The organism is Rhodospirillales bacterium (genome assembly GCA_016712595.1).
Lineage (GTDB): Bacteria > Pseudomonadota > Alphaproteobacteria > Rhodospirillales > Defluviicoccaceae > Defluviicoccus.
This window is the reverse complement of the sequence record JADJQT010000001.1, coordinates 57648-76202: the sequence shown is the minus strand read 5'-3', so window position 1 is coordinate 76202 and position 18555 is coordinate 57648. Positions and strand designations below refer to the sequence as shown.

General features: G+C 62.0%; 22 protein-coding genes. 13 read left to right on the top strand and 9 right to left on the bottom strand.

Features of this window, described 5'->3' with window-relative positions:
• The first annotated feature begins 17 nt into the window (after positions 1-17).
• The 9 genes from IPK66_00310 (at position 18) to IPK66_00270 (ending at position 7430) form a co-directional block, all read left to right on the top strand.
• Positions 18-1256 carry a divergent polysaccharide deacetylase family protein gene (locus IPK66_00310; protein MBK8173779.1) on the top strand — a complete coding sequence of 413 codons (1239 nt, stop codon included), beginning with the start codon at positions 18-20 and terminating at the stop codon, positions 1254-1256.
• A gap of 8 nt (positions 1257-1264) precedes the next feature.
• Complete coding sequence (locus IPK66_00305; GenBank protein ID MBK8173778.1) at positions 1265-1792, top strand: RNA pyrophosphohydrolase; 528 nt, start codon at positions 1265-1267, stop codon at positions 1790-1792.
• Positions 1789-2556, top strand: coding sequence for an SDR family oxidoreductase (locus IPK66_00300; protein MBK8173777.1), 768 nt, complete (start codon positions 1789-1791; stop codon positions 2554-2556). Before IPK66_00305 ends, IPK66_00300 begins: the two co-directional genes overlap by 4 nt.
• Positions 2557-2623: 67 nt before the next feature.
• Complete coding sequence (locus tag IPK66_00295; protein ID MBK8173776.1) at positions 2624-3019, top strand: dihydroneopterin aldolase; 396 nt, start codon at positions 2624-2626, stop codon at positions 3017-3019.
• A 360-nt stretch (positions 3020-3379) separates the two neighbouring features.
• Complete coding sequence (gene uvrC / locus IPK66_00290) at positions 3380-5275, top strand: excinuclease ABC subunit UvrC (GenBank protein ID MBK8173775.1); 1896 nt, start codon at positions 3380-3382, stop codon at positions 5273-5275.
• 35 nt (positions 5276-5310) lie between these two features.
• Positions 5311-5946 carry a CDP-diacylglycerol--glycerol-3-phosphate 3-phosphatidyltransferase gene (gene pgsA / locus IPK66_00285; GenBank protein MBK8173774.1) on the top strand — a complete coding sequence of 212 codons (636 nt, stop codon included), beginning with the start codon at positions 5311-5313 and terminating at the stop codon, positions 5944-5946.
• A gap of 97 nt (positions 5947-6043) precedes the next feature.
• Positions 6044-6295 (top strand): molybdopterin converting factor subunit 1, encoded by a 252-nt coding sequence (gene moaD / locus IPK66_00280; protein MBK8173773.1) that lies wholly within the window; start codon positions 6044-6046, stop codon positions 6293-6295.
• A gap of 2 nt (positions 6296-6297) precedes the next feature.
• Positions 6298-6783 (top strand): molybdenum cofactor biosynthesis protein MoaE, encoded by a 486-nt coding sequence (locus tag IPK66_00275; GenBank protein ID MBK8173772.1) that lies wholly within the window; start codon positions 6298-6300, stop codon positions 6781-6783.
• Positions 6780-7430 (top strand): HAD family hydrolase, encoded by a 651-nt coding sequence (locus IPK66_00270; protein MBK8173771.1) that lies wholly within the window; start codon positions 6780-6782, stop codon positions 7428-7430. The genes IPK66_00275 and IPK66_00270 overlap by 4 nt, the downstream gene beginning before the upstream one ends.
• Positions 7431-7559: 129 nt before the next feature.
• Here the strand turns inward: IPK66_00270 and IPK66_00265 are convergent, their stop codons facing one another.
• Both IPK66_00265 and IPK66_00260 read right to left on the bottom strand, forming a co-directional pair.
• Positions 7560-8168: a winged helix-turn-helix domain-containing protein gene (locus IPK66_00265; protein ID MBK8173770.1), complete on the bottom strand. Its 609-nt coding sequence runs from the start codon at positions 8166-8168 to the stop codon at positions 7560-7562.
• A 900-nt stretch (positions 8169-9068) separates the two neighbouring features.
• Positions 9069-9971 carry a branched-chain amino acid aminotransferase gene (locus IPK66_00260; GenBank protein MBK8173769.1) on the bottom strand — a complete coding sequence of 301 codons (903 nt, stop codon included), beginning with the start codon at positions 9969-9971 and terminating at the stop codon, positions 9069-9071.
• Positions 9972-10157: 186 nt separating this feature from the next.
• Between IPK66_00260 and IPK66_00255 the strand changes: the two genes are divergently transcribed.
• From IPK66_00255 to IPK66_00245, 3 genes are all read left to right on the top strand, one after another.
• Complete coding sequence (locus tag IPK66_00255) at positions 10158-10676, top strand: MarR family transcriptional regulator (protein MBK8173768.1); 519 nt, start codon at positions 10158-10160, stop codon at positions 10674-10676.
• A 95-nt stretch (positions 10677-10771) separates the two neighbouring features.
• On the top strand, positions 10772-11455 hold the full coding sequence (locus IPK66_00250) for a response regulator transcription factor (GenBank protein MBK8173767.1): 684 nt from the start codon (positions 10772-10774) through the stop codon (positions 11453-11455).
• Between the two features lie 14 nt (positions 11456-11469).
• Positions 11470-12774, top strand: coding sequence for a HAMP domain-containing protein (locus tag IPK66_00245; protein ID MBK8173766.1), 1305 nt, complete (start codon positions 11470-11472; stop codon positions 12772-12774).
• Positions 12775-12794: 20 nt separating this feature from the next.
• Here the strand turns inward: IPK66_00245 and IPK66_00240 are convergent, their stop codons facing one another.
• The 3 genes from IPK66_00240 to IPK66_00230 all read right to left on the bottom strand — a co-directional run bounded on the left by IPK66_00240 (position 12795) and on the right by IPK66_00230 (position 14657).
• On the bottom strand, positions 12795-13130 hold the full coding sequence (locus IPK66_00240; GenBank protein ID MBK8173765.1) for a tRNA-binding protein: 336 nt from the start codon (positions 13128-13130) through the stop codon (positions 12795-12797).
• Between the two features lie 135 nt (positions 13131-13265).
• Entirely contained in the window at positions 13266-13706 is a 441-nt protein-coding gene (locus tag IPK66_00235) for a phasin family protein (GenBank protein ID MBK8173764.1), read from the bottom strand.
• 300 nt (positions 13707-14006) lie between these two features.
• Positions 14007-14657, bottom strand: a complete 651-nt coding sequence (locus tag IPK66_00230) for a hypothetical protein (GenBank protein ID MBK8173763.1) — start codon at positions 14655-14657, stop codon at positions 14007-14009.
• Between the two features lie 122 nt (positions 14658-14779).
• Between IPK66_00230 and IPK66_00225 the strand changes: the two genes are divergently transcribed.
• Positions 14780-15637 (top strand): RNA polymerase factor sigma-32, encoded by an 858-nt coding sequence (locus tag IPK66_00225; protein MBK8173762.1) that lies wholly within the window; start codon positions 14780-14782, stop codon positions 15635-15637.
• Positions 15638-15713: 76 nt separating this feature from the next.
• Here the strand turns inward: IPK66_00225 and IPK66_00220 are convergent, their stop codons facing one another.
• From IPK66_00220 to IPK66_00205, 4 genes are all read right to left on the bottom strand, one after another.
• The gene (locus IPK66_00220; GenBank protein ID MBK8173761.1) at positions 15714-16532 is read right to left on the bottom strand and encodes a pyrroline-5-carboxylate reductase; all 819 of its coding nucleotides are present in this window, start codon (positions 16530-16532) and stop codon (positions 15714-15716) included.
• A 31-nt stretch (positions 16533-16563) separates the two neighbouring features.
• Positions 16564-17064, bottom strand: a complete 501-nt coding sequence (locus IPK66_00215) for a YbjN domain-containing protein (GenBank protein MBK8173760.1) — start codon at positions 17062-17064, stop codon at positions 16564-16566.
• A 229-nt stretch (positions 17065-17293) separates the two neighbouring features.
• Positions 17294-17569: an accessory factor UbiK family protein gene (locus tag IPK66_00210; GenBank protein MBK8173759.1), complete on the bottom strand. Its 276-nt coding sequence runs from the start codon at positions 17567-17569 to the stop codon at positions 17294-17296.
• 227 nt (positions 17570-17796) lie between these two features.
• Positions 17797-18540, bottom strand: a complete 744-nt coding sequence (locus tag IPK66_00205; protein ID MBK8173758.1) for a M48 family metallopeptidase — start codon at positions 18538-18540, stop codon at positions 17797-17799.
• Positions 18541-18555: the final 15 nt, after the last annotated feature.

Genomic DNA, 18555 nt, shown 5'->3' with positions numbered 1-18555 from the left:
CGCATGGGTGAACGCCGATGGCCGATGATGGCGCCGAGTCCACGCCCGTAGAGGAGCCCGGCCCTGGGCCTGCGGAAAATGGACTCGGCGATCCCCGGGGGGAGGAGGCGAAGGATAAGCACCAAAGATCCCTCGCGTCGTCGGTCGCCTCGCACCGACACTTGATCTGGGGCGTTGCCGCCGGTGTGGTCGGCTTCCTCGTTTTGGTTGGGGGTGCCGTCCTGCTGCTGAACGAGCCCGGTCGCTCGGAGCACGCGGCAACAGTCGAAATCGAGATTGCGCGATCACCGGAGGTGCCGCTCACAGACATACCGCGTGAGCCGTCCTCGGAGAAGCAGACTGTCGTTCCCGAGGCGCCGCTGCCTGTTGTCGAGGCCGACGGCGGCATCGTGGTTACGCCCTACAGCCCTTCGGCGTTCGCACACATCCCCGCCGCGGCACTCGACCCACCGCTGCCGGCAGCTCCCGATCCGGCCCTCGTGCAGACCACCCGAGCGGGCCTGTTGCCAAAGATCGCGGCCGACGGTCGGACAGCGAGGCAGGTTTACGCCCGGCCATTCAATACGCGCGATGATCGCCTGCGTCTGGTCGTGATCGTTACGGGATTTGGACTCAATGAGGCTTCGAGCCGAGCCATCCTTGAACGGTTGCCGGGGGTTGTTGTCATTGCCGTCGACGCCTATGCGCAAAGTCCGCAAGACTGGGCCCGCCGCGCTCGCGAGGCCGGACACGAGGTCCTGGCGACGGTCCCTCTGGAACTGGCACAGTTTCCATTCGAGGACCAGGGGCCACGAGCCCTTCTCGTCGCGGCAACCGGCGAGGCCAATTTGCAGCAGATGGAGGGCATCCTCGGGCGGCTGGTGGGCTATGTTGGCGTCCTCGCTACCGGCGGTTCCGCCTTTGGCGAGGATATTGACTCATTGACGCTTGCGGCTGCATCGTTGCGTCGGCGTGGCCTGCTGCTGGTGGATGCGACGAACGGTTCCGCCGCGCCGCTGTTCCGCGCCCCCCATGCCGGCAACGTTACGGTCATTCCAGTCAACGTCGTCATCGACGGGGCGTCCGATGCACCGGCGATCGACCGGCAATTCGCGGCGCTTGCGGGGTTTGCCCAACAACATTTCGTCGGCGTCGCCATCGCGCCGCCCGAGCCAAAGGTGATCGAGCGGCTGAACGCTTGGATTGCCGGTCTCGATGCAAACCGGTATGTCCTGGCGCCGGTCTCTGCGATTGCCGAAAAGACGAGTGGACATTGACGCTGACGATGAACCTGACGAAGCCAAAACCTCTCCCCTACCGCCGGGGCGTCGGCGCCGTGCTGTTCAATGCCGCCGGTCTTGTCTTCGTTGCCCGGCGAATCGATACACCGGGCGCTAATTGGCAGTTGCCGCAAGGTGGCGTCGATCCGCGCGAGAAGCCGCGCGAGGCCGTCCTGCGTGAACTCAAGGAAGAAATTGGCACGGACAAGGCACAGGTGATCGCCAAATCGCGACACTGGTATTGTTATGATCTTCCCGATGACCTCATCGGCAAGGTGTGGGGCGGCAAGTTCCGTGGACAAAAGCAGCGATGGTTCGCGCTGCGCTTCAACGGTGTTGATGCCGACATCGATCTTGCCGCCGATGATCATCCCGAATTCGATGCTTGGCGGTGGACCTCGATCGAGACCCTTCCTGGTCTTGCCGTGCCATTTAAGCGCTCGCTCTATTCCAGCCTGCTCGTCGAGTTCGCGCACCTTGCGGTGCCTGTGCCATCGAGGCATCCGGGCGAGTCCGTGACCTCGATCAAATGACGGCGGAAATGCGTCCGGTCGCTCTCGTCACCGGTGCGGCGCGACGCATCGGTGCGGCGATCGCCCGCGGCCTCGCCGGTGCGGGGTGGGCGGTGGCGGTCCATCACGCGCGCTCGACGCAGCAGGCGAACGCCCTGGTCGGTGAGATCATCGCCGCGGGCGGGAAGGCCGTGGCCATTGCGGCCGACCTCGAAAGCGAAGACCAGACGACGGCGCTGATCGAACAGGCCGCGCGCGCCCTTGGTCCAGTGACCTGCCTGATCAACAACGCATCGATCTTCGAGCGCGACGAGGCATTGACCGCAACGCATGAGAGCTGGCAGCGGCACATGCAAATCAACCTTCGCGCGCCATTTGTGTTAATTCAGGAGCTTGCGCGTCAGCTCCCGGCGACAAAAAGCGGGTTCGTCGTTAATATTCTCGATCAGAGAGTCTGGAATCTCACCCCACATTTCGTCTCCTATACGCTCAGCAAGGCGGGTCTGTGGACGCTTACTCAGTCGCTTGCGCTGGCGCTGGCACCACGGGTCCGCGTCAATGCGGTCGGACCGGGGCCGACGTTGCCGAGTTCCCGGCAGAACGACGAGCAATTTGCCCGCCAATGGTCGACGACGCCGCTGATGCGTCCGGTTAGCCCCGAGGAAATCTTCGCTGCGGTGCGCTTCCTGCTTGACGCTCCGGCGATAACGGGCCAGATGATCGCGGTCGACGCTGGCCAGCATCTCGCCTGGAGCCGTTCAAGCGAACGGATCGGCGACGAATGAAGCGACGGGTGAGCGACGCGTCACCCCTTCGCCCCTCGAGGAGAGAGTCTCAATGACCGTCGATCGGATGCAGGCGGTTGAGCCATTGCGCATCGCCGATGCACGCAACGCCATTCGGCACGTCTTCATTCGCGATCTTGTCCTCATGTGCAGGATCGGCGTGCATCGCCATGAAGAAGTGCAATTGCAGCGCGTGCGTATCAATCTCGACCTTGCCGTGCGCGAAGGTCGCGACCTGCAAGATGACCTCGCCAACGTCGTTTGCTATGAGCAGATCGCCATCGCTGTGCGTGAAGCAACAAGCGCGCGCCACATCAAGTTGCTGGAGACCCTGGCAGAGGAGATTGCGGCCCTTTGCCTTACCGACGAGCGTGTTCGCTCGGTTCGGGTCCGGGTCGAAAAGCTCGACATTCTACCGGATGCCGCCAGCGTCGGCGTCGAAATCGAGCGTTTCGCCGGCTGACTCTGGCCGGAACACCCTGTGCGCGGCCGATGTTCTCCGGCTCGCGTCGAAAACGCTCTTGAAGTTGTGCACATCTTGGGTTTGACCGCGCTTGGTTGTGCCCCAACTGGGGCGAAACGGTTCGCGCCAGTCGAAATTGCAGTGCGAATTTCAACAAAACATAATTATATCAATGTATTGAACATATTCCTAATGTTGCATGGCAACCGACAAGGCAGATTTTCCCCCGCTAAACGCGTCTTCCGTCGATGACTATCAACAACGTTATCCACAGGATAACGCTGATTGGGGCATGTCAATGGTGGTGATCGATCTTAGAGGAGCGTTGACGGCGGGTTCTGCCTGGACAAATTAACCGAGATGGGATTCTCGACGACCGATGGCAGTCTGAACAATCCGGATGTGCCGACGTTGCGTGGCGCGGCGGTCATCGACGCCTGTCTGCAGCGTCTGCCATCATCTCCCGGAGTGTATCGCATGATGGCCGACGATGGAGGCGTGCTCTACGTCGGCAAGGCGCGCTCGTTGAAAAAGCGCGTCGCGACTTATGCCTCACCCGGCCGGCTGGGTCCTCGCCTTCAGCGGATGATCGCCGAGACGGCTTCGATGGAATTCGTTACCACGCATACCGAGGCCGAAGCGCTGCTGCTTGAATCCAACCTGATCAAGCGGCTGCAGCCGCGCTACAACATTCTTCTGCGCGATGACAAGTCGTTCTCCAGCATTCTCGTGACCGGCGATCAGACGTTTGCGCGCGTACTCAAACATCGCGGCGCGCAATCGCGAAAGGGCGAATATTTTGGCCCGTTTGCCTCGACGTGGGCGGTCAACAGGACTTTGACGGCGCTGCAGCGCGCGTTTCTGTTGCGCACGTGCAGTGATGCCGTGTTTGCCGCGCGGACGCGGCCGTGCCTGCTCTACCAGATCAAACGCTGTTCCGCGCCCTGCGTCGGACGCGTCAGTGCCGAAGCATACGCTGGCATGGTTGATGAGGCGCGCGCCTTTCTCAAAGGGAACAGTCAACGTGTCCAAGAGGATTTGGCGCGGCGGATGGAAAAGGCGAGTGAGAGCCTCGACTTTGAGGAGGCAGCGAAGTACCGGGATCGCATTCGCGCGCTGACCGCCGTACAGTCGCATCAGGACATCAACCTGGAAGGCGTGGGCGACGCGGATGTCATTGTCGTCGCTCAGTCGGGCGCATCGTTCTGCGTGCAGGTGTTTTTCTTCCGTGGCGGCTGCAACTACGGTAATCGCGCCTATTACCCGGATCATGCTGCGGGTGAATTGCCGGAGGTTGTGCTCGAGGCGTTCGTCGGCCAATTCTATGATCAAAGGACGCCACCGCCGCTGGTGTTGCTCAGTCATGTCCTTCCCAACCAGGACCTGGTGCAGGAGGCGCTGAGCTTGCGCGCCGAGCGCCGGGTCGCGATGGCCGTCCCGCAGCGGGGGAGCAAGCACAACCTCGTACGCCACGCGCTCGATAACGCGCAGGAAGCCCTCGCGCGGCGCATTGGGGAGAGCGCGTCGCAGCGCCGGCACTTGGAGGGGCTCGCGCGTCTGCTCGATCTCGAGACGGTCCCGGAGCGCATTGAGGTCTACGATAACAGCCATGTCGGTGGCAGCGAGGCGATGGGCGCGATGATCGTCGCCGGTCCCGACGGGCTGATCAAGGGCGCGTATCGCAAGTTTCGCATCCGCAATCTCGCTGGCGCGGCTAAGGGAGATGATTACGCGATGATGCGCGAGGTCCTTACACGGAGATTCGCCCGGGCACAGAACGAAGATGCGGAGCGGAGCCAAGGCCAGTGGCCGGACCTCGTGCTTGTCGACGGGGGCGCCGGCCAACTCGGCGTCGCCCGTCAAATCCTCAGCGATCTCGGCGCGCATGAGATCACTGTTGCCGGGATCGCCAAGGGGCCGGATCGGAACGCCGGGCGGGAGCGGATCTTTCTTGCCGATCGGCCGCCGTTGCAGCCGGACGCGCGCGACCCCGTGCTGCACTACCTACAGCGACTTCGTGACGAGGCGCACCGGTTCGCCATCGGCAGCCATCGAGCTAGGCGGTCGGCAAAGATCGCTGTCTCGGCTCTGGATGAAATCCCTGGAATCGGTCCGTCTCGCAAAAAAGGCTTGCTTCATCACTTCGGATCTGCGCGCGCGGTCGAGCAGGCTGGGCTGGCCGATCTCGAGGCGGCTCCGGGAATCAGCCACGCGATTGCCAAGAAGATCTATGATTGGTTTCATCCTGAGCGCTAGAATGCGATCTTGTGCACTGCAGAATCGAACGGCCGATGGAAGCCAACCTCCCGAACGCCCTGACCATCTCGCGTATTCTTGCGACGCCGGTGGTGTGTCTGCTGCTGTTCGTTGGCACGACGCTGGGAAGTTGGCTGGCGCTCGCCGTGTGGGCCTACGCTTGCCTGACCGATTTTCTCGATGGATATCTGGCGCGAACTTGGCAGCAGCAGTCGAACTTTGGGCGAATGCTCGATCCGATCGCCGACAAGCTGCTGGTCGCGTCCGTATTATTGGTTTTGGTGGGAGCCGACCGCCTTATCGGCGCCTCGATCCTTCCCGCTGGCGTGATCCTTTGCCGGGAAATTCTGGTCTCCGGTTTGCGGGAGTTTCTCGCCCAGGTGCAAGTGCGCGTACCGGTCTCCCGCCTCGCCAAATGGAAAACGTCCATACAGATGGTCGCGATCGGCTTTCTTGTCGTTGGTGACGCCGGCCCTCGATTTGGTCCAGTAACCCCTCAAGACGTCGGGATCTACGGCTTGTGGGCGGCAGCGGCGCTGACGCTGGTGACTGGCTATGATTATCTGCGCGCTGGCCTCACTCATATGGGCGCGGAAAGTGCGGTCGGTGAAAATCGTCCGGCCAGTTCCACCGCGCTCGATCACGTCGAGCAGGTGCGCGAGGGTCGTTAACGTCAAGCGGACGAACGCTTTTTGCTTCCAGCCTGAGATAAGGCTAGAAAATTGCCTGCGCGAGGCGTCGGGACCGACGGCGCGGATAGGGGAATTGATGCGAATTCTTTATTTCGCCTGGGTGCGCGAACAGGCTGGTTGTGCGGCCGAAGACGTCGCGTTGCCTGCGACGGTTGTCGATGTCGCCGGCCTCGTATCCTGGCTACGGTCGCGCGGCGGCGGGTCAGCCCAAGCACTTGCCAATCTTGGCGTCATCCGCGTCGCCGTCAATCAGGAATACGTCCCGTTCGATCATCCGGTGGCGCCGGACGATGAGGTGGCCTTCTTCCCTCCTGTGACCGGTGGGTGATCGTGGCCATTCGTGTTCAGTCCGAAGGCATTGATGTCAGTGGCGAACTGGCGGCATTTGCCGATGCGACCGCGGCGGGTGCGACATGCCTGTTCGTTGGACGGGTACGGGACGTCAACGCGGGAGTTGCGGTCGCGGCGATGACGCTTGAGTACTATCCCGGCATGGCGGAGAAGGAGCTTGCGCGCATCGAAAGTGCCGCACGGGGACAGTGGCCGTTGCAGGATGTTCTAGTCATTCACCGCTACGGGCGACTGCAGCCGGGCGATGAGATTGTTCTTGTCGCCGTCGCGTCAGCGCATCGCGATGCGGCGTTTGATGCCTGCAGGTTTCTCGTCGACTGGTTGAAAACGCGCGCACCCTTTTGGAAATCGGAGGCTGGTCCGGCCGGGTCTCGATGGGTCGGCGCACGCGCGGAGGATGATGCCGCGGCCGAGCGATGGGAGAAGGGCGAACCTTTGCCGCTTGATCCGGGGGCGCCACAATGAGAACGCGACGTCCGCCCTGTCGCGCGATCATTTTCGATTTCGATGGCGTGATTGTCGAATCGGAACATATCAAGTCGCGCGCTTTCGCAGCGCTTTACGCGGAATACGGACGGGACGTTGCCGATGCTGTTGTCGCCCATCATGAACAGAACGGCGGCGTATCGCGCCGGAAGAAAATTCGCTATTGCCATCGCACCTTGCTTGGGCGGGAGGTCGGCGACGAGGAACTCGAGGCATTGTGCCGCCGCTTTTCCTCGCTCGTCGAGGGCGAGGTCGTCGATTGCCTGTGGGTGCCCGGAGCGCGTGGCGTGATCGAATCCCAGGCGACGCTGCGCCTCCTGTTCGTCGTCTCCGGTACGCCGCACGAGGAACTCGGTCGTATCGTCATGCGGCGTGGTCTCGCGAGCTTCTTTACCGAGGTATGGGGATCGCCTCCGGAAAAGGCGGTGACAGTAGAAGGGATTCTTTCTCGTCACCGATTGGACCGTGACCGGCGGAGCGTTCTGTTCGTCGGTGACGCTGTGGCAGACTGGCGAGCGGCGCGCGAAACCGGTGTGCGGTTTGTCGGGCGGGTGGCGGATGGCAAGGCGAGCCCGTTCCCCGCCGGAACAGCGGTTATCCGCGACCTCCGACAACTCGTCGTTTGACGGGGGCGGCTGTACCCATATCGCTGCGCCGCTTTGCTTTAGTCCGCTCGCGCGGTGTCCAGCGGACTATAACCACACGGCCCGCTGGCGTAGCTGGGCTTCTCGCCATTTGACGGGATCAATGGGCAGTCACGTCTCGTCCTTCAAATCACCGGCTGCACGCGGAGCGCTCGCCGTCTCGCCGAAATAGGCATAGCCGACGCCTCGGATGGTGCGGATGACGTCACTTTCGCCGCCGCGGGTGAGCGCCTTGCGCAGCCGCAGAATATGCACGTCGACGGTGCGGGGAGAAACCTGCGCGCTTGTTCCCCAGACGTGATCGAGGAGTTCCTCACGGCTCATCGCGCGGTTGCGGCGTTCGACCAGTGTCCAAAGGAGGCGGAATTCGGTGGGACCGAGGTGGATGGGCCTGCCCGATCGGCGGACGAGGTGAGCCGTCGCGTTCAGATCGACATCTCCGTCGATCAGTCGCACATCGGACGCGAGCGATGCCGCGTCGGAGAGGACATTTAGCGAGGATAACCAACCAACGGGATGTCCCTCCGTCGTCGGCAGGGGGGCCTGTGCGGCCGCGCACTCGGAGGCATCCGCTGCGCCCGGGTCCTCTGGGCCAATCATTATCAGGGGGCACTGAGGCAACCCCGATCCGCCGAGGCTGCGCGCGTGAATGATTGCGCTCAGACGGCTAAGCTGTAGCCAATCGCACAAGAGAAAGTCCGGTTTGCTCAAATCGATCATTTCAATCACTTCATCTTCGCTTCGAGCAAAGACAATATCGTAACCGCGACGACGGAACAATTCCTGGGACGATACGGGTTGAACATTCTCAAAAACTAGTAAACATGGCTTTCTTGGGGATTGAGTAAATCCGAATCCAGAGGATTCACCAAACGCGGGGCTCGTCAATCGTTTCATGGCTGTCCCTTTCCCCTGTTTTGTCGACTGGCCGAATTGTTTGATTTACGCGTGTGTTGCAGACACTCCCTCATGCGTAACCACAGAAACATGCGGAAATCGTGTGTATCGTCGGCGTGGCCGCGAGAAGGTTTGTTGGGAAATGTCGCAGGTCAGCCGCTGCGCCAGCCATGGTCGAAACGTGCCGTGCTGGCGGCAGCGAGAAGGGTCGGCCGTTCCCAGGCGTCGCAATCACTGGGTCGCATCCTCCTTGCGAGGAGTACAAGGGCCCTCGGAGGACGTCGGCTTTTGGACGCGTAAAAGCGAAAAAGCCAACTCCCGATCCCGGTTACCTGGCGATCCCGGAACAATGGGGGCGCAACCACCGGCAGCAGCCGCGCGGTCGGCGCGCTATGACCCATCTCGAGGTGACGCCAGCGGCGGTGGACGCCCTGTCAGTGCCCTTCGTCCATGGTAAGTCCAGAACTGTTGTATGGGCTTGGTGATGCGAAAGCAACCTTTGATCAAGGCTATTTGTATGTTTTCGCTCGCAATCCGCGATCAGCAAGGTTTATTGCGTTATGCAGCGTGTCGACGCAATAAATATTTCTCGGTTTCCGCGCAAAGGCAGATAAGCGCAAAGTCTCTCTCACGCACCCCATTTCCCAACCAAGAGCGGTGCGGCCCCGGAGTGTTCGTGACGTTCAATGAACGATGGTGCTCCGCGTCTTCCGGGGCAAACACCTAGGCGGCGGTGGCTGCCGCAGGCTGGCGTTGACCTGTTGCCCGTTCGTAGTCGACGATCAAGGTGCGAGTGATTTCCGCCGGAGTGAAGTGGTGCTGGTCGATCTGGCCCACAGGCGTGACTTCGGCGGCCGTGCCGGTGAGGAAGACCTCGCGCGCGTTTGCCAATTCGTCCGGGAAGATCGCTCGTTCGATCACGTCGATCCCGCGTGCCTGAGCCAGAGCGATCACGGTCCGCCGGGTTATGCCGTCGAGGAAGCAGTCGGGGGTTGGCGTGTGGAGCCGGCCATCAGGCATGACCAGGAAAATATTAGCGCCGGTGGCTTCGGCGATTTGTCCTCGCCAATCGAGCATGAGCGCGTCATGCCAGCCTTCGGCCTCTGCCTGGTGCTTCGACAGCGTGCAAATCATGTAAAGGCCCGTGGCCTTGGCGTGCACCGGGGCACATTTGGGATCGGGACGATGCCAGGGCGATGTGCGCATGCGGATGCCTTTCATCCGCGCTTCCTCGCTGAAATAAGAGCCCCAGTCCCAGGCGGCGATCGCAAGGTGGATTCGCGAGTTCTGCGCCGAGACGCCCATCATCTCGCTGCCGCGCCAGGCGATCGGCCGGATGTAGCCGTCGACGATATTGTTCGCCTTCATCACCTCCTCGCAGGCGCGATCGATATCCTCGACCGAGCAAGGAAGGCGGAAGCCAAGTGTCTGTGCCGAGGTCTCGAGACGCTGCGAATGTTCTGTCATCTTGAAGATCGTGCCTTGGTATGCACGCTCACCTTCAAACACGGCCGAAGCGTAGTGCAGGCCATGGCTTAGCACGTGCAGTTTTGCCTCTCGCCAAGGCACCAGTGCGCCATCAAGCCAGATGAAGCCGTCTCGATCGTGATACGGTTGAGCGCCCATGGTTCGAATCTTCCCCGGATAGTTGCGCCAAATGAAATAATCTTGCGATTTTTTGCGATTGCGTGTTGCAATGGGTAACATTGCGCGGCATATATGTCAACAACACTGACGTATCTATCGCCGTTCCGACGACGGAGGGACGCCCCAGTGGTAGAACAGCCACGCGAGGTAGCCTTGGAAGGTGCAATGCCCTCGGCCCAGGATCGGGATGCTTCGGTGTCACCAGGCTCGGCAGCCGAGGGAGTGTGTGCGTCAGGGGCGGGCGATCGGACCCTGCGTGAGGCGGTAGAGTTGTTGTTCTTTGCCTACCGCGATTTCACCCGCGACGCCGACGTACTTCTCGGCCGGTATGGATTTGGCCGCGCCCATCACCGGGTAATCTATTTCGTTGGCCGGCGTCCCGGAATAACCGTGGGCGATTTGCTGTCCATCTTGCAGATCACCAAGCAGAGTTTGGCTCGCGTTCTCAGCCAGATGATGAGCGGAGGATTTATCGTTCAGCGTTTGGACCCGGGAGATCGGCGGCGACGGCGTCTTTACCTTACGCCCGAAGCACAACTTCTGGAGCAGACGCTAACCGAACGGCAGGTCGCACGCATCGCAAGCGCGCGTGACTGCGTGGGAGAAGGGGCGGCGCAGGGATTCCGCGCCATGCTGCTGGCGATGATCAACGCGCACGATCGGCAGCGCTTCAGCAAAGACTGACTGACCGGCGCGCACCTTGTGCGCTCTCGCTGCCGTTTCGCCGCGCATACAGGGGAGAGTCCGCGTGTGCGGCGTTTTCTGCTATCGTCGCCGGAATGACGCTTGAATCGCCACACATTCTGGTTGTTGATGACGATGCGCGACTGCGAAAGCTGCTCGCCCGCTATCTTTCTGAACACGGATTTCTTGTCGCCACCGCCGAGGACGCGGTCGATGCCCGGAGCAAGCTGTCGAGCTTTGCGTTTGACCTCATCGTTCTCGACGTGATGATGCCGGGGGAAAGCGGGCTCGTTCTCGCCAGTGACCTCAGGCGGAGGTCCGGCGTGCCGATCTTGATGCTGACAGCGATGGGCGAACCGGAGGATCGGATCGCCGGACTCGAACGCGGCGCCGACGACTACATGGTCAAACCGTTCGAGCCACGCGAACTGGTCCTGCGGATCGGCAACATCTTGCGTCGAGTGCCGCAGATCGACCCCGTTCCCGTGGAGGTCCGCATGGGCGAGCTCGTTTTCGATCTTGAGCGCAGCGAACTGCGTTGTCGCGACCAGCCGGTGAGGCTGACATCCGTGGAAACGGCTCTTTTGGCTGCGCTGGCGCGCCGTCCTGGCGTTTCCTTGAGCCGTGAAGAATTGATCGATCTGACCGGTGCCACGGGCGGGGATCGCGCCGTCGACGTGCAGGTCACACGGCTGCGTCGCAAAATCGAGCGTAATCCGCGCGATCCGCATTACCTGCAGACGGTGCGTGGACGGGGTTATGTCCTCAAGCCCGACTGAATCGCGCTGTGTCGATGCTGAAAACATTGCTTCCACGAAGCCTTCTTGGCCGGGCGCTGCTCATCGTCGTCACGCCGCTCATCCTGACGCAAGTGCTGTCCGCCTATGTCTTCTATGAAAGTCACTGGGATCAGGTCAGCAAGCGGTTGTCCCTCGGTCTTGCCGGGGACATTGCGGTTCTCGTGGATGCATTGAGCGGCATGCCGGATCCGGCGAGCCGGGATTGGTTGTTTGCTCACGCGGCGCGGCAAATGGAGATCAAGGCGCAAATCATACCAAACGCGATCCTTCCTAACGCGCCGATGCACGAGACGTCACTTGAAGGTGAGTTGCGCCGTGCCTTGATCCGCAAGGAAATCACCAAACCGGTCCGGGTCGAGGAAGGGATGAAAAAAGAGGAGGTCGTCGTCCTCGTGCAACTTGCCGACGGGGTCCTTCGCCTCCAAGTGCCGCGCTCGCGGGTGTTCAGCTGGACGACCTACGCCTTCGTTTTATGGACGGTTGGAATGACGCTCATCCTGCTGGGCGTGGCGACGATGTTCATGCGTAACCAGGTGCGGCCGGTTCGCCGGCTGGCGCGGGCTGCCGATGCGTTCGGTAAAGGCCGGGACGTCGACGGATTCAAACCGGAAGGAGCACGCGAGGTCAAACAGGCGGCGCGCGCTTTCCTGGCGATGAAGAACCGTATCCAGCGGCAGATCACCCAGCGAACGACTATGCTCGCCGGCGTCTCGCACGACCTGCGCACGCCGCTGACCCGGATGAAGCTCGAACTTGAGTTGCTGGGCGAGAACGACGACATCACCGCCCTGAAGGAAGATGTCCACGAGATGGAACGCATGCTCGACGGATATCTTGCCTTTGCCCGTGGTGAAGGGACCGAGAAGCCTCAACTCCTCGATCTCGGCGAGCTGCTCAGCGATGTCGTTCGCCAGGCGCGGCGGAACGGCCGCAACGTGGCTTTGGTGGTGGAAGGGGATCTTTTTTTGCCGCTGCGTTCGAGCGCAATCGCACGTTCGTTCACGAATCTTGTCGATAACGCACTGCGCTTCGCGGCCTATGTCTCGGTACGCGCGCAGCGGCTCGGCAATATGATCGAGGTGATGGTCGATGACGACGGCACCGGCATCCCGCCTGATCAGCGCGAGGAGGTGTTCAAGCCATTTCTTCGCCTGGAAGCTTCGCGCAACCAAGCAACCGGTGGCGTTGGTCTCGGCCTGACGATCGCCCGTGATGTCGTCCGTGGCCATGGCGGTGAAGTGACCCTTGACGATTCGCCTTATGGCGGGCTGCGAGTAAGGGTCCGCCTGCCAGTTTGATGTCCGCGCGACGGCACGCTTCAGTATAGACGCCCGCCATCGGGAACAGCTCGGTCCGGCCCGATCAGAACCACCTCGCCTTCGGCGTCCGGGAATCCCAGTACGAGCACCTCCGATAGTACCTTGCCGATCTGACGAGGGGGGAAATTCACCACCGCCGCGACCTGTCGACCGATCAGGAACTCAGGTGCGTAGTGTCTGGTGATTTGCGCCGAGCTGCGCTTACTGCCGATCTCGGGGCCGAAATCGATCGTCACCTTGATCGCCGGCTTGCGCGCGCTGGCGTTCATCTCGGCGTGAATGATCGTGCCGACACGAATGTCGACGAGAGCAAAATCTTCGAAAGAAATGGTCATCGTGCAAGACTGGCGAAACCGGAAGCCTTCGTCTGCGTTCGGGCGCGCACCAGAGCGGCCCACTGGTTCGGTCCGAAACGCGAAACGGCCGCCCAATTGGGGCGGCCGTGCTCTTTAATCGGCGATTTCAGGTACTTAGGCAGCAGGCTGCTTCAGCTTCAGCACCAGGTCCTTCATCTCGTCGAGGCTCGTCGAAATACGCGCATTGATCGTCGACGTCGCGTCCTGGCTCGACTTCGCGACCATCTCGGCCAGTTCGCGCATGTTCGACAGCGCGCGCTCAAAGGCGTCCTTGGCCAGCTCGGCCTGCTTGGCGGCGACTTCCGGCGGCGACCCAGCCTTCGACAGCGCGTCCACGGCCTTCGAGGCTTCGTTCATGGTCTCTTGCAGGATCTCGGCCTGGCGCTTAACCACGGCCTGCAGGCCCTCAAAGGCCACGCGATTGGCGCTGGTCAGCGCTTCGACGTTCTTTTTCTGGCTGGCGACGAGGGAGTCCATGTCAACGCCAGGCAGCTTGTACTGCTTCAGCATGTTGGAGAACTCACCGACCATCTTGCTCGGGTCGAATTCCTTCATCAGCTTGGATACATCGAAAAGGTTCTCGGGTGCCATGTGCCTAACTCCTTCGCCCGCCCTGTGGGACGGCGCCCTGTATTAATTGACGAGCGGAGTATCCTCCCATCAGGCAATCGCGTCAACAATTTTTGTGCACTGCACAAAAGTGCAAGTCAGCCGCATTAAGAGAGCTCATAACCCTATAAAATACAGCGATTATTTTTGCACATGCAACCATTGAGATCATAGCCGCCCGCAGCATTCACTCTGTAATTGCCGCGATTCATGCCGCGCATGCTGTGGGCTGCCGATGGCGAAAAATCACGCTGGCGCACCGGGGGGCTCGTCGTTTGCGAGCGGTGGCGTTTCGTCCGGCGTCTGGCCTTCTCGTGAGGCTTTGCCACTGCCGGGAAGTATCCGGGCGATCGAGTCAATGCGTTGCAGAGCCTTGTCAAGCATCGCCATGGTCCGCGCCATGTCGGGCGTATCGTCGGCAAGCCAGATTCGCAGGACACTGAGGTAAAGCACGCCAAGGGCCTTGATGCGCAGGAATCCGAGACCTCCGGCTGATGAAATCCCCGCTGCTTCCAGCGTCCAGGCGAGCGAACGCGAGAGTCGCGGCAAGAGACAGCACGCGCAAAGGGGGTCGAGCGGTATGTCGCGAATTATCGCGATCATTCCATCCCGCCGTGACTGCAACGCGTCGAACCGGCGCATCAGAATGTCGAACAAACGGTCGCGCGCCGGCTCATTCGGATCTGCCGCGCCCTCTTCGAGCATTGCCCGGTCGGTGGCGACAATCAGTCCGCAAAGCAGCGCCGTCTTGTCAGGAAACGTCCGATAGGTGTCGAGCAGCGGAACGCCGGCCCTTGACGCCGTCTCGGCAAGAGAAACGTTGCGCCAGCCCCGCTCGCACGCAAGATCGAGTGCCGCCTGCGTCAGACGCTCGGCGACGTCGAAGTCGTTGGCCATGGTGCCCCCATCCGGATCCCATTGATGGCGGAATCGAGTGTATCAGTGGCCGCCCCTCTCAGGTACCGTATTCACGGTGAGGTCGGTGGTCCGATCAATCAGCACCCTGGCGACGACGAACGATGCCGACAAAGTCCTGGAGCGAACGGGATCACCAACGCGATCCGCTTCTCATCGAAGCGGCCCGGCATCCGTTGCTTGGGCCCGATGAGGAGGTGGATCTGGCTCGGCGCGCCGAGGCGGGGGACGGCGAAGCCTTAAGGCGCCTCGTCGGCAGTCATCTTCGCTACGTGTTCAAGATCGCCCGCCGTTATCGCGGCTGGGGATTGCCAATGAACGACCTCGTCCAGGAAGGCACGCTAGGACTGGTGCAGGCGGTGCGACGCTTTGATCCGGACCGGGGCGTGCGCCTCTCCACCTATGCGATGTGGTGGATTCGCTCAGCAATTCAGGAGCACGTCTTCAAGTCGTGGTCGATCGTTCGGCTCGGCACCAGCAACGCGCAAAAAATGCTCGTATTGGCGCTCCGGCGGGTTGCCGAGGACCTCGGTGGAGGCGATGCGGATGCCAGCGATGACCGCTTCTCCCGTTTCGCCGAACAATTCAACTCGACGGCGACCGAGGTCGCCCGTCTCGCCCGCCGCCTCGCGGGGCACGATGCGTCGCTCGATCAGCCGGCGGCCGGCGGGCGTCCCCTGATCGACAATTTGGCGGACGACGAAAGCGATCCGGAGCAAGTCCTCGCACGCACCAGCGAGTCCGAACGGATTGATGAGGCGCTAAGCGGTGCGCTGGCCAAGCTGACGCCGCGCGAACAGCTGGTTATTCGTGACCGGTACTTCCTCGAGGCGAAACGAACATTCGAGTCGATCGGTCGGGACCTTGGCGTTTCGAAGGACCGGGTCCGCCAACTCGAGGCCCGTGCGCTGGCAAAGCTGGAAGGGCTGTTGCGCCCCTTTCTTGTCAGCTCGGTGTGGTGAGAGCCGACGCCGATGGTGTGAAATCATCCCCGTCTTAACGGCAGCGATTGCTTCGGCAGACCGCCGCCGTCCCGCGTCAGGACGCAAGTTCGCGCGAGCGTCGCGCGGCGGCGGCAACCGCCTTCGACATCAACGCCTGCAGACCGCCCGTCTCGGCCATCAGTACCGTGAGCGCCGCAGCCGTCGTACCGCCTGGGCTGGTAACGCTCAAGCGGAGGCGATCCGCGCCTTCCTGCGAGCGCATAAGGAGTTCGCCCGCCCCCGCCACCGTTTCCCGGGCGAGGCGCTCCGCGAATTCCGCCGGCAGGCCGACATCAATGCCTGCGCGCATAAGACACTCGACGAGAAGGAAGACGTACGCGGGGCCGCTTCCGGATACCGCGGTCACGGCGTCGAGCATTGACTCGTCGTCGACCCAAAGCACGCTGCCGACGGCGGCGAGCAGATCGGCGCAGAGGGATCGCTGGCGTCCGTCGGCGCCGGGACTGGCGCATGCCACGCTGATCCCGCGCCCGATGGCGGCCGGCGTGTTTGGCATGGCCCGGACGATCGCCAGCGACGCGCCGCGTCCATCGCCCAAACCGAAACTCAAGCCTTCAATCGTCCGGCCCGCGGCGATCGATAGAATGACAGTGCCCTCAGCTGCGAAGCGGGCGTAGCTGCTCAAAATCAGGGGTATGATTTGCGGCTTTACCGCGAGCACAATGACGTCAGGCTTCCCGCCCACATCGTCGGGCGACGCCACGATAGCAACGTCTTGCATGGCGTTGACAACGCGCTGAGCATCGGGTTCGACGACGACGATTTCAGAGGACGGCAATCCACGGTCAATCCAACCGCGCAAAAGCGCGCCACCCATGTTGCCGCACCCGGCGAGGACTACCTTGGGCGTCATCGCCGTGGCGCCCAACGGCAATCCTCCTGCATTACGCCTCGCCGACGGTTTCGATCATCGCTGCGGCAAGCGCGTCTTCGGCGGACTTGCCGCCCCAGACGACGTACTGAAACGCAGGATAGAAGCGTTCGCAGTCAATCAGCGCGTTCTGCAAGAGGTCTTCGACCTGCTCGAAACTGGGACCGCCGCTGCCGCGCAGAGGCAAGGCGTGACGGTATGCGAGGAGTCCCTCGTCCTGCCAGATGGCGAAGTGCCCCATCCATACCTTGTCATTGATCAGGGCCAGCAGTTCGTGAATCGCGCCTCGCCGCAGCTTGGGCACGCGCGTATCGAACGCGACCGTGAAGTGCATCGCACCGACGGCGGCGTTCCAAGCGCAGAACACGTTATAATCGCACCATTTGCCAGGGATTTGGACGGCAATCTCCTGATCGTTCGGTCGATCAAACACCCAGTCGTTCGCGGCGACGATCTGCTCGATCACGTCAAGAGGGGTGGCGTCTTCGATTTCCGGCACGCGGATCATGGTCATGACTGGCCGCTCCTCGCCCTGTGTGAGACTGCTATTCGGGCCACTTTCGCCGTACATCCTCAAATTAAAATGCCCCATTTCCACATCTGGGGCTCACCCGATACTAACCCACAATCGCTAGCGTGCCAGAAGACAGGAGGTCCTGCAAGCTATGCGTATCGCCGATTTGTCGCAACGCGTTGAAAAACTGAGCGGTCTCTCGTGGAATCGCCGGGATAGCCGTGATATGTCAGGCACCATCGTCGGCTGCCGAGGACGGAGCAAAGAAGCTTGCTTCAAGCGCGGCGATTCGTGCGGAAAGCCGGTCGTTTTCGGCGCGGGCGTTCGCCGCCATGGCCTTCACAGCTTCAAACTCGTCGCGGCGCACAAGGTCAAAGTCCGCTACCAGGCGTTCCACTTGCTGGCGGACAATCGCCTCGACCTCCTGCTTCAAGCCGACGAAAGTCGATGCGGCTCCGCTCGCCACCTTGGCCAGGTCGTCGAAAAAGCGATTGCTGGTTTGCATGGGACATGCCCCGCCGTGCGTTGTTGCTTGTCAAGGCAATATAAGGGAGGCGGTTGCGCTGGCGCAACGGATTCACGGTCATGCGAGGGGATCGCTGTTGCCGAATCGTCTCAATCGCAGCGGCTTCGGCCGTTTTCTAAGCCTTCCGTCGCAGCGATCGCGGTGACGGCGGGGCGACGCCGCGAAAATCGCGGCTCTTGTCCTTGCTCCGCGCGCGCTCCGATGGCTCAGCCGTAGCAGAAGAGATTCCGGCCGTGGTGACGGAGCCACGCTCGGCTGGCTTCGACGTCTACCGCCAAATCCTCCACGCGTCGCCAGAAGTCGGGACCGTGACCGGCGACCTCAAGGTGGGCCATCTCATGGGCGACAACGTAGTCGAGTACCGCCGGCGGCGCGAGAATCAAGCGCCAACTGAACGACAGCTTCCCGGTTGAGGAGCATGACCCCCACCGTGAGCGCGTGTCGCGCACACGGATAAGCGTCGGCGCGCGCGCGACGTGGGGCGTCAAGGCGGTGACGCGCAGATCAAGGACGCGTGCGGCTTCGCTGCGCAGCCATGATTCGACGCGGCGGGAGAGCATGGACGCGGGACCGCCGACAATCAGCGATGCCTGGTCGTGATGAGCATGCGCCCGGCTCGATGGCTCGTGACGGACGACGGTCGCGCGACCGTGAACCGGAAGCACAGCGCCATGGTTGAAGGGAATTCGAATTGGGGCGGCGCCCAGGCGGTCGCGGATCCACTGGGCGTGCTCGCGCGCGATCGCCAGGCCGTCTTCGACGCAGTAGCAGGCGGGGAGCACGACGACGACGCCCGAACCATCGGCGGTCATTCGCAGCGACGCGCGACGCGCGCGCGGATGGCGGCGCACTTCCAGGATTGGAGCGACGGTGCCGAGATCGATAACCTGGTGGCTGGATTGAATGCGCTTTCCGGGCTTTGCGCGGCGACGTCGCACCGTTGCGGCCATGGATCCTCGTGCAAA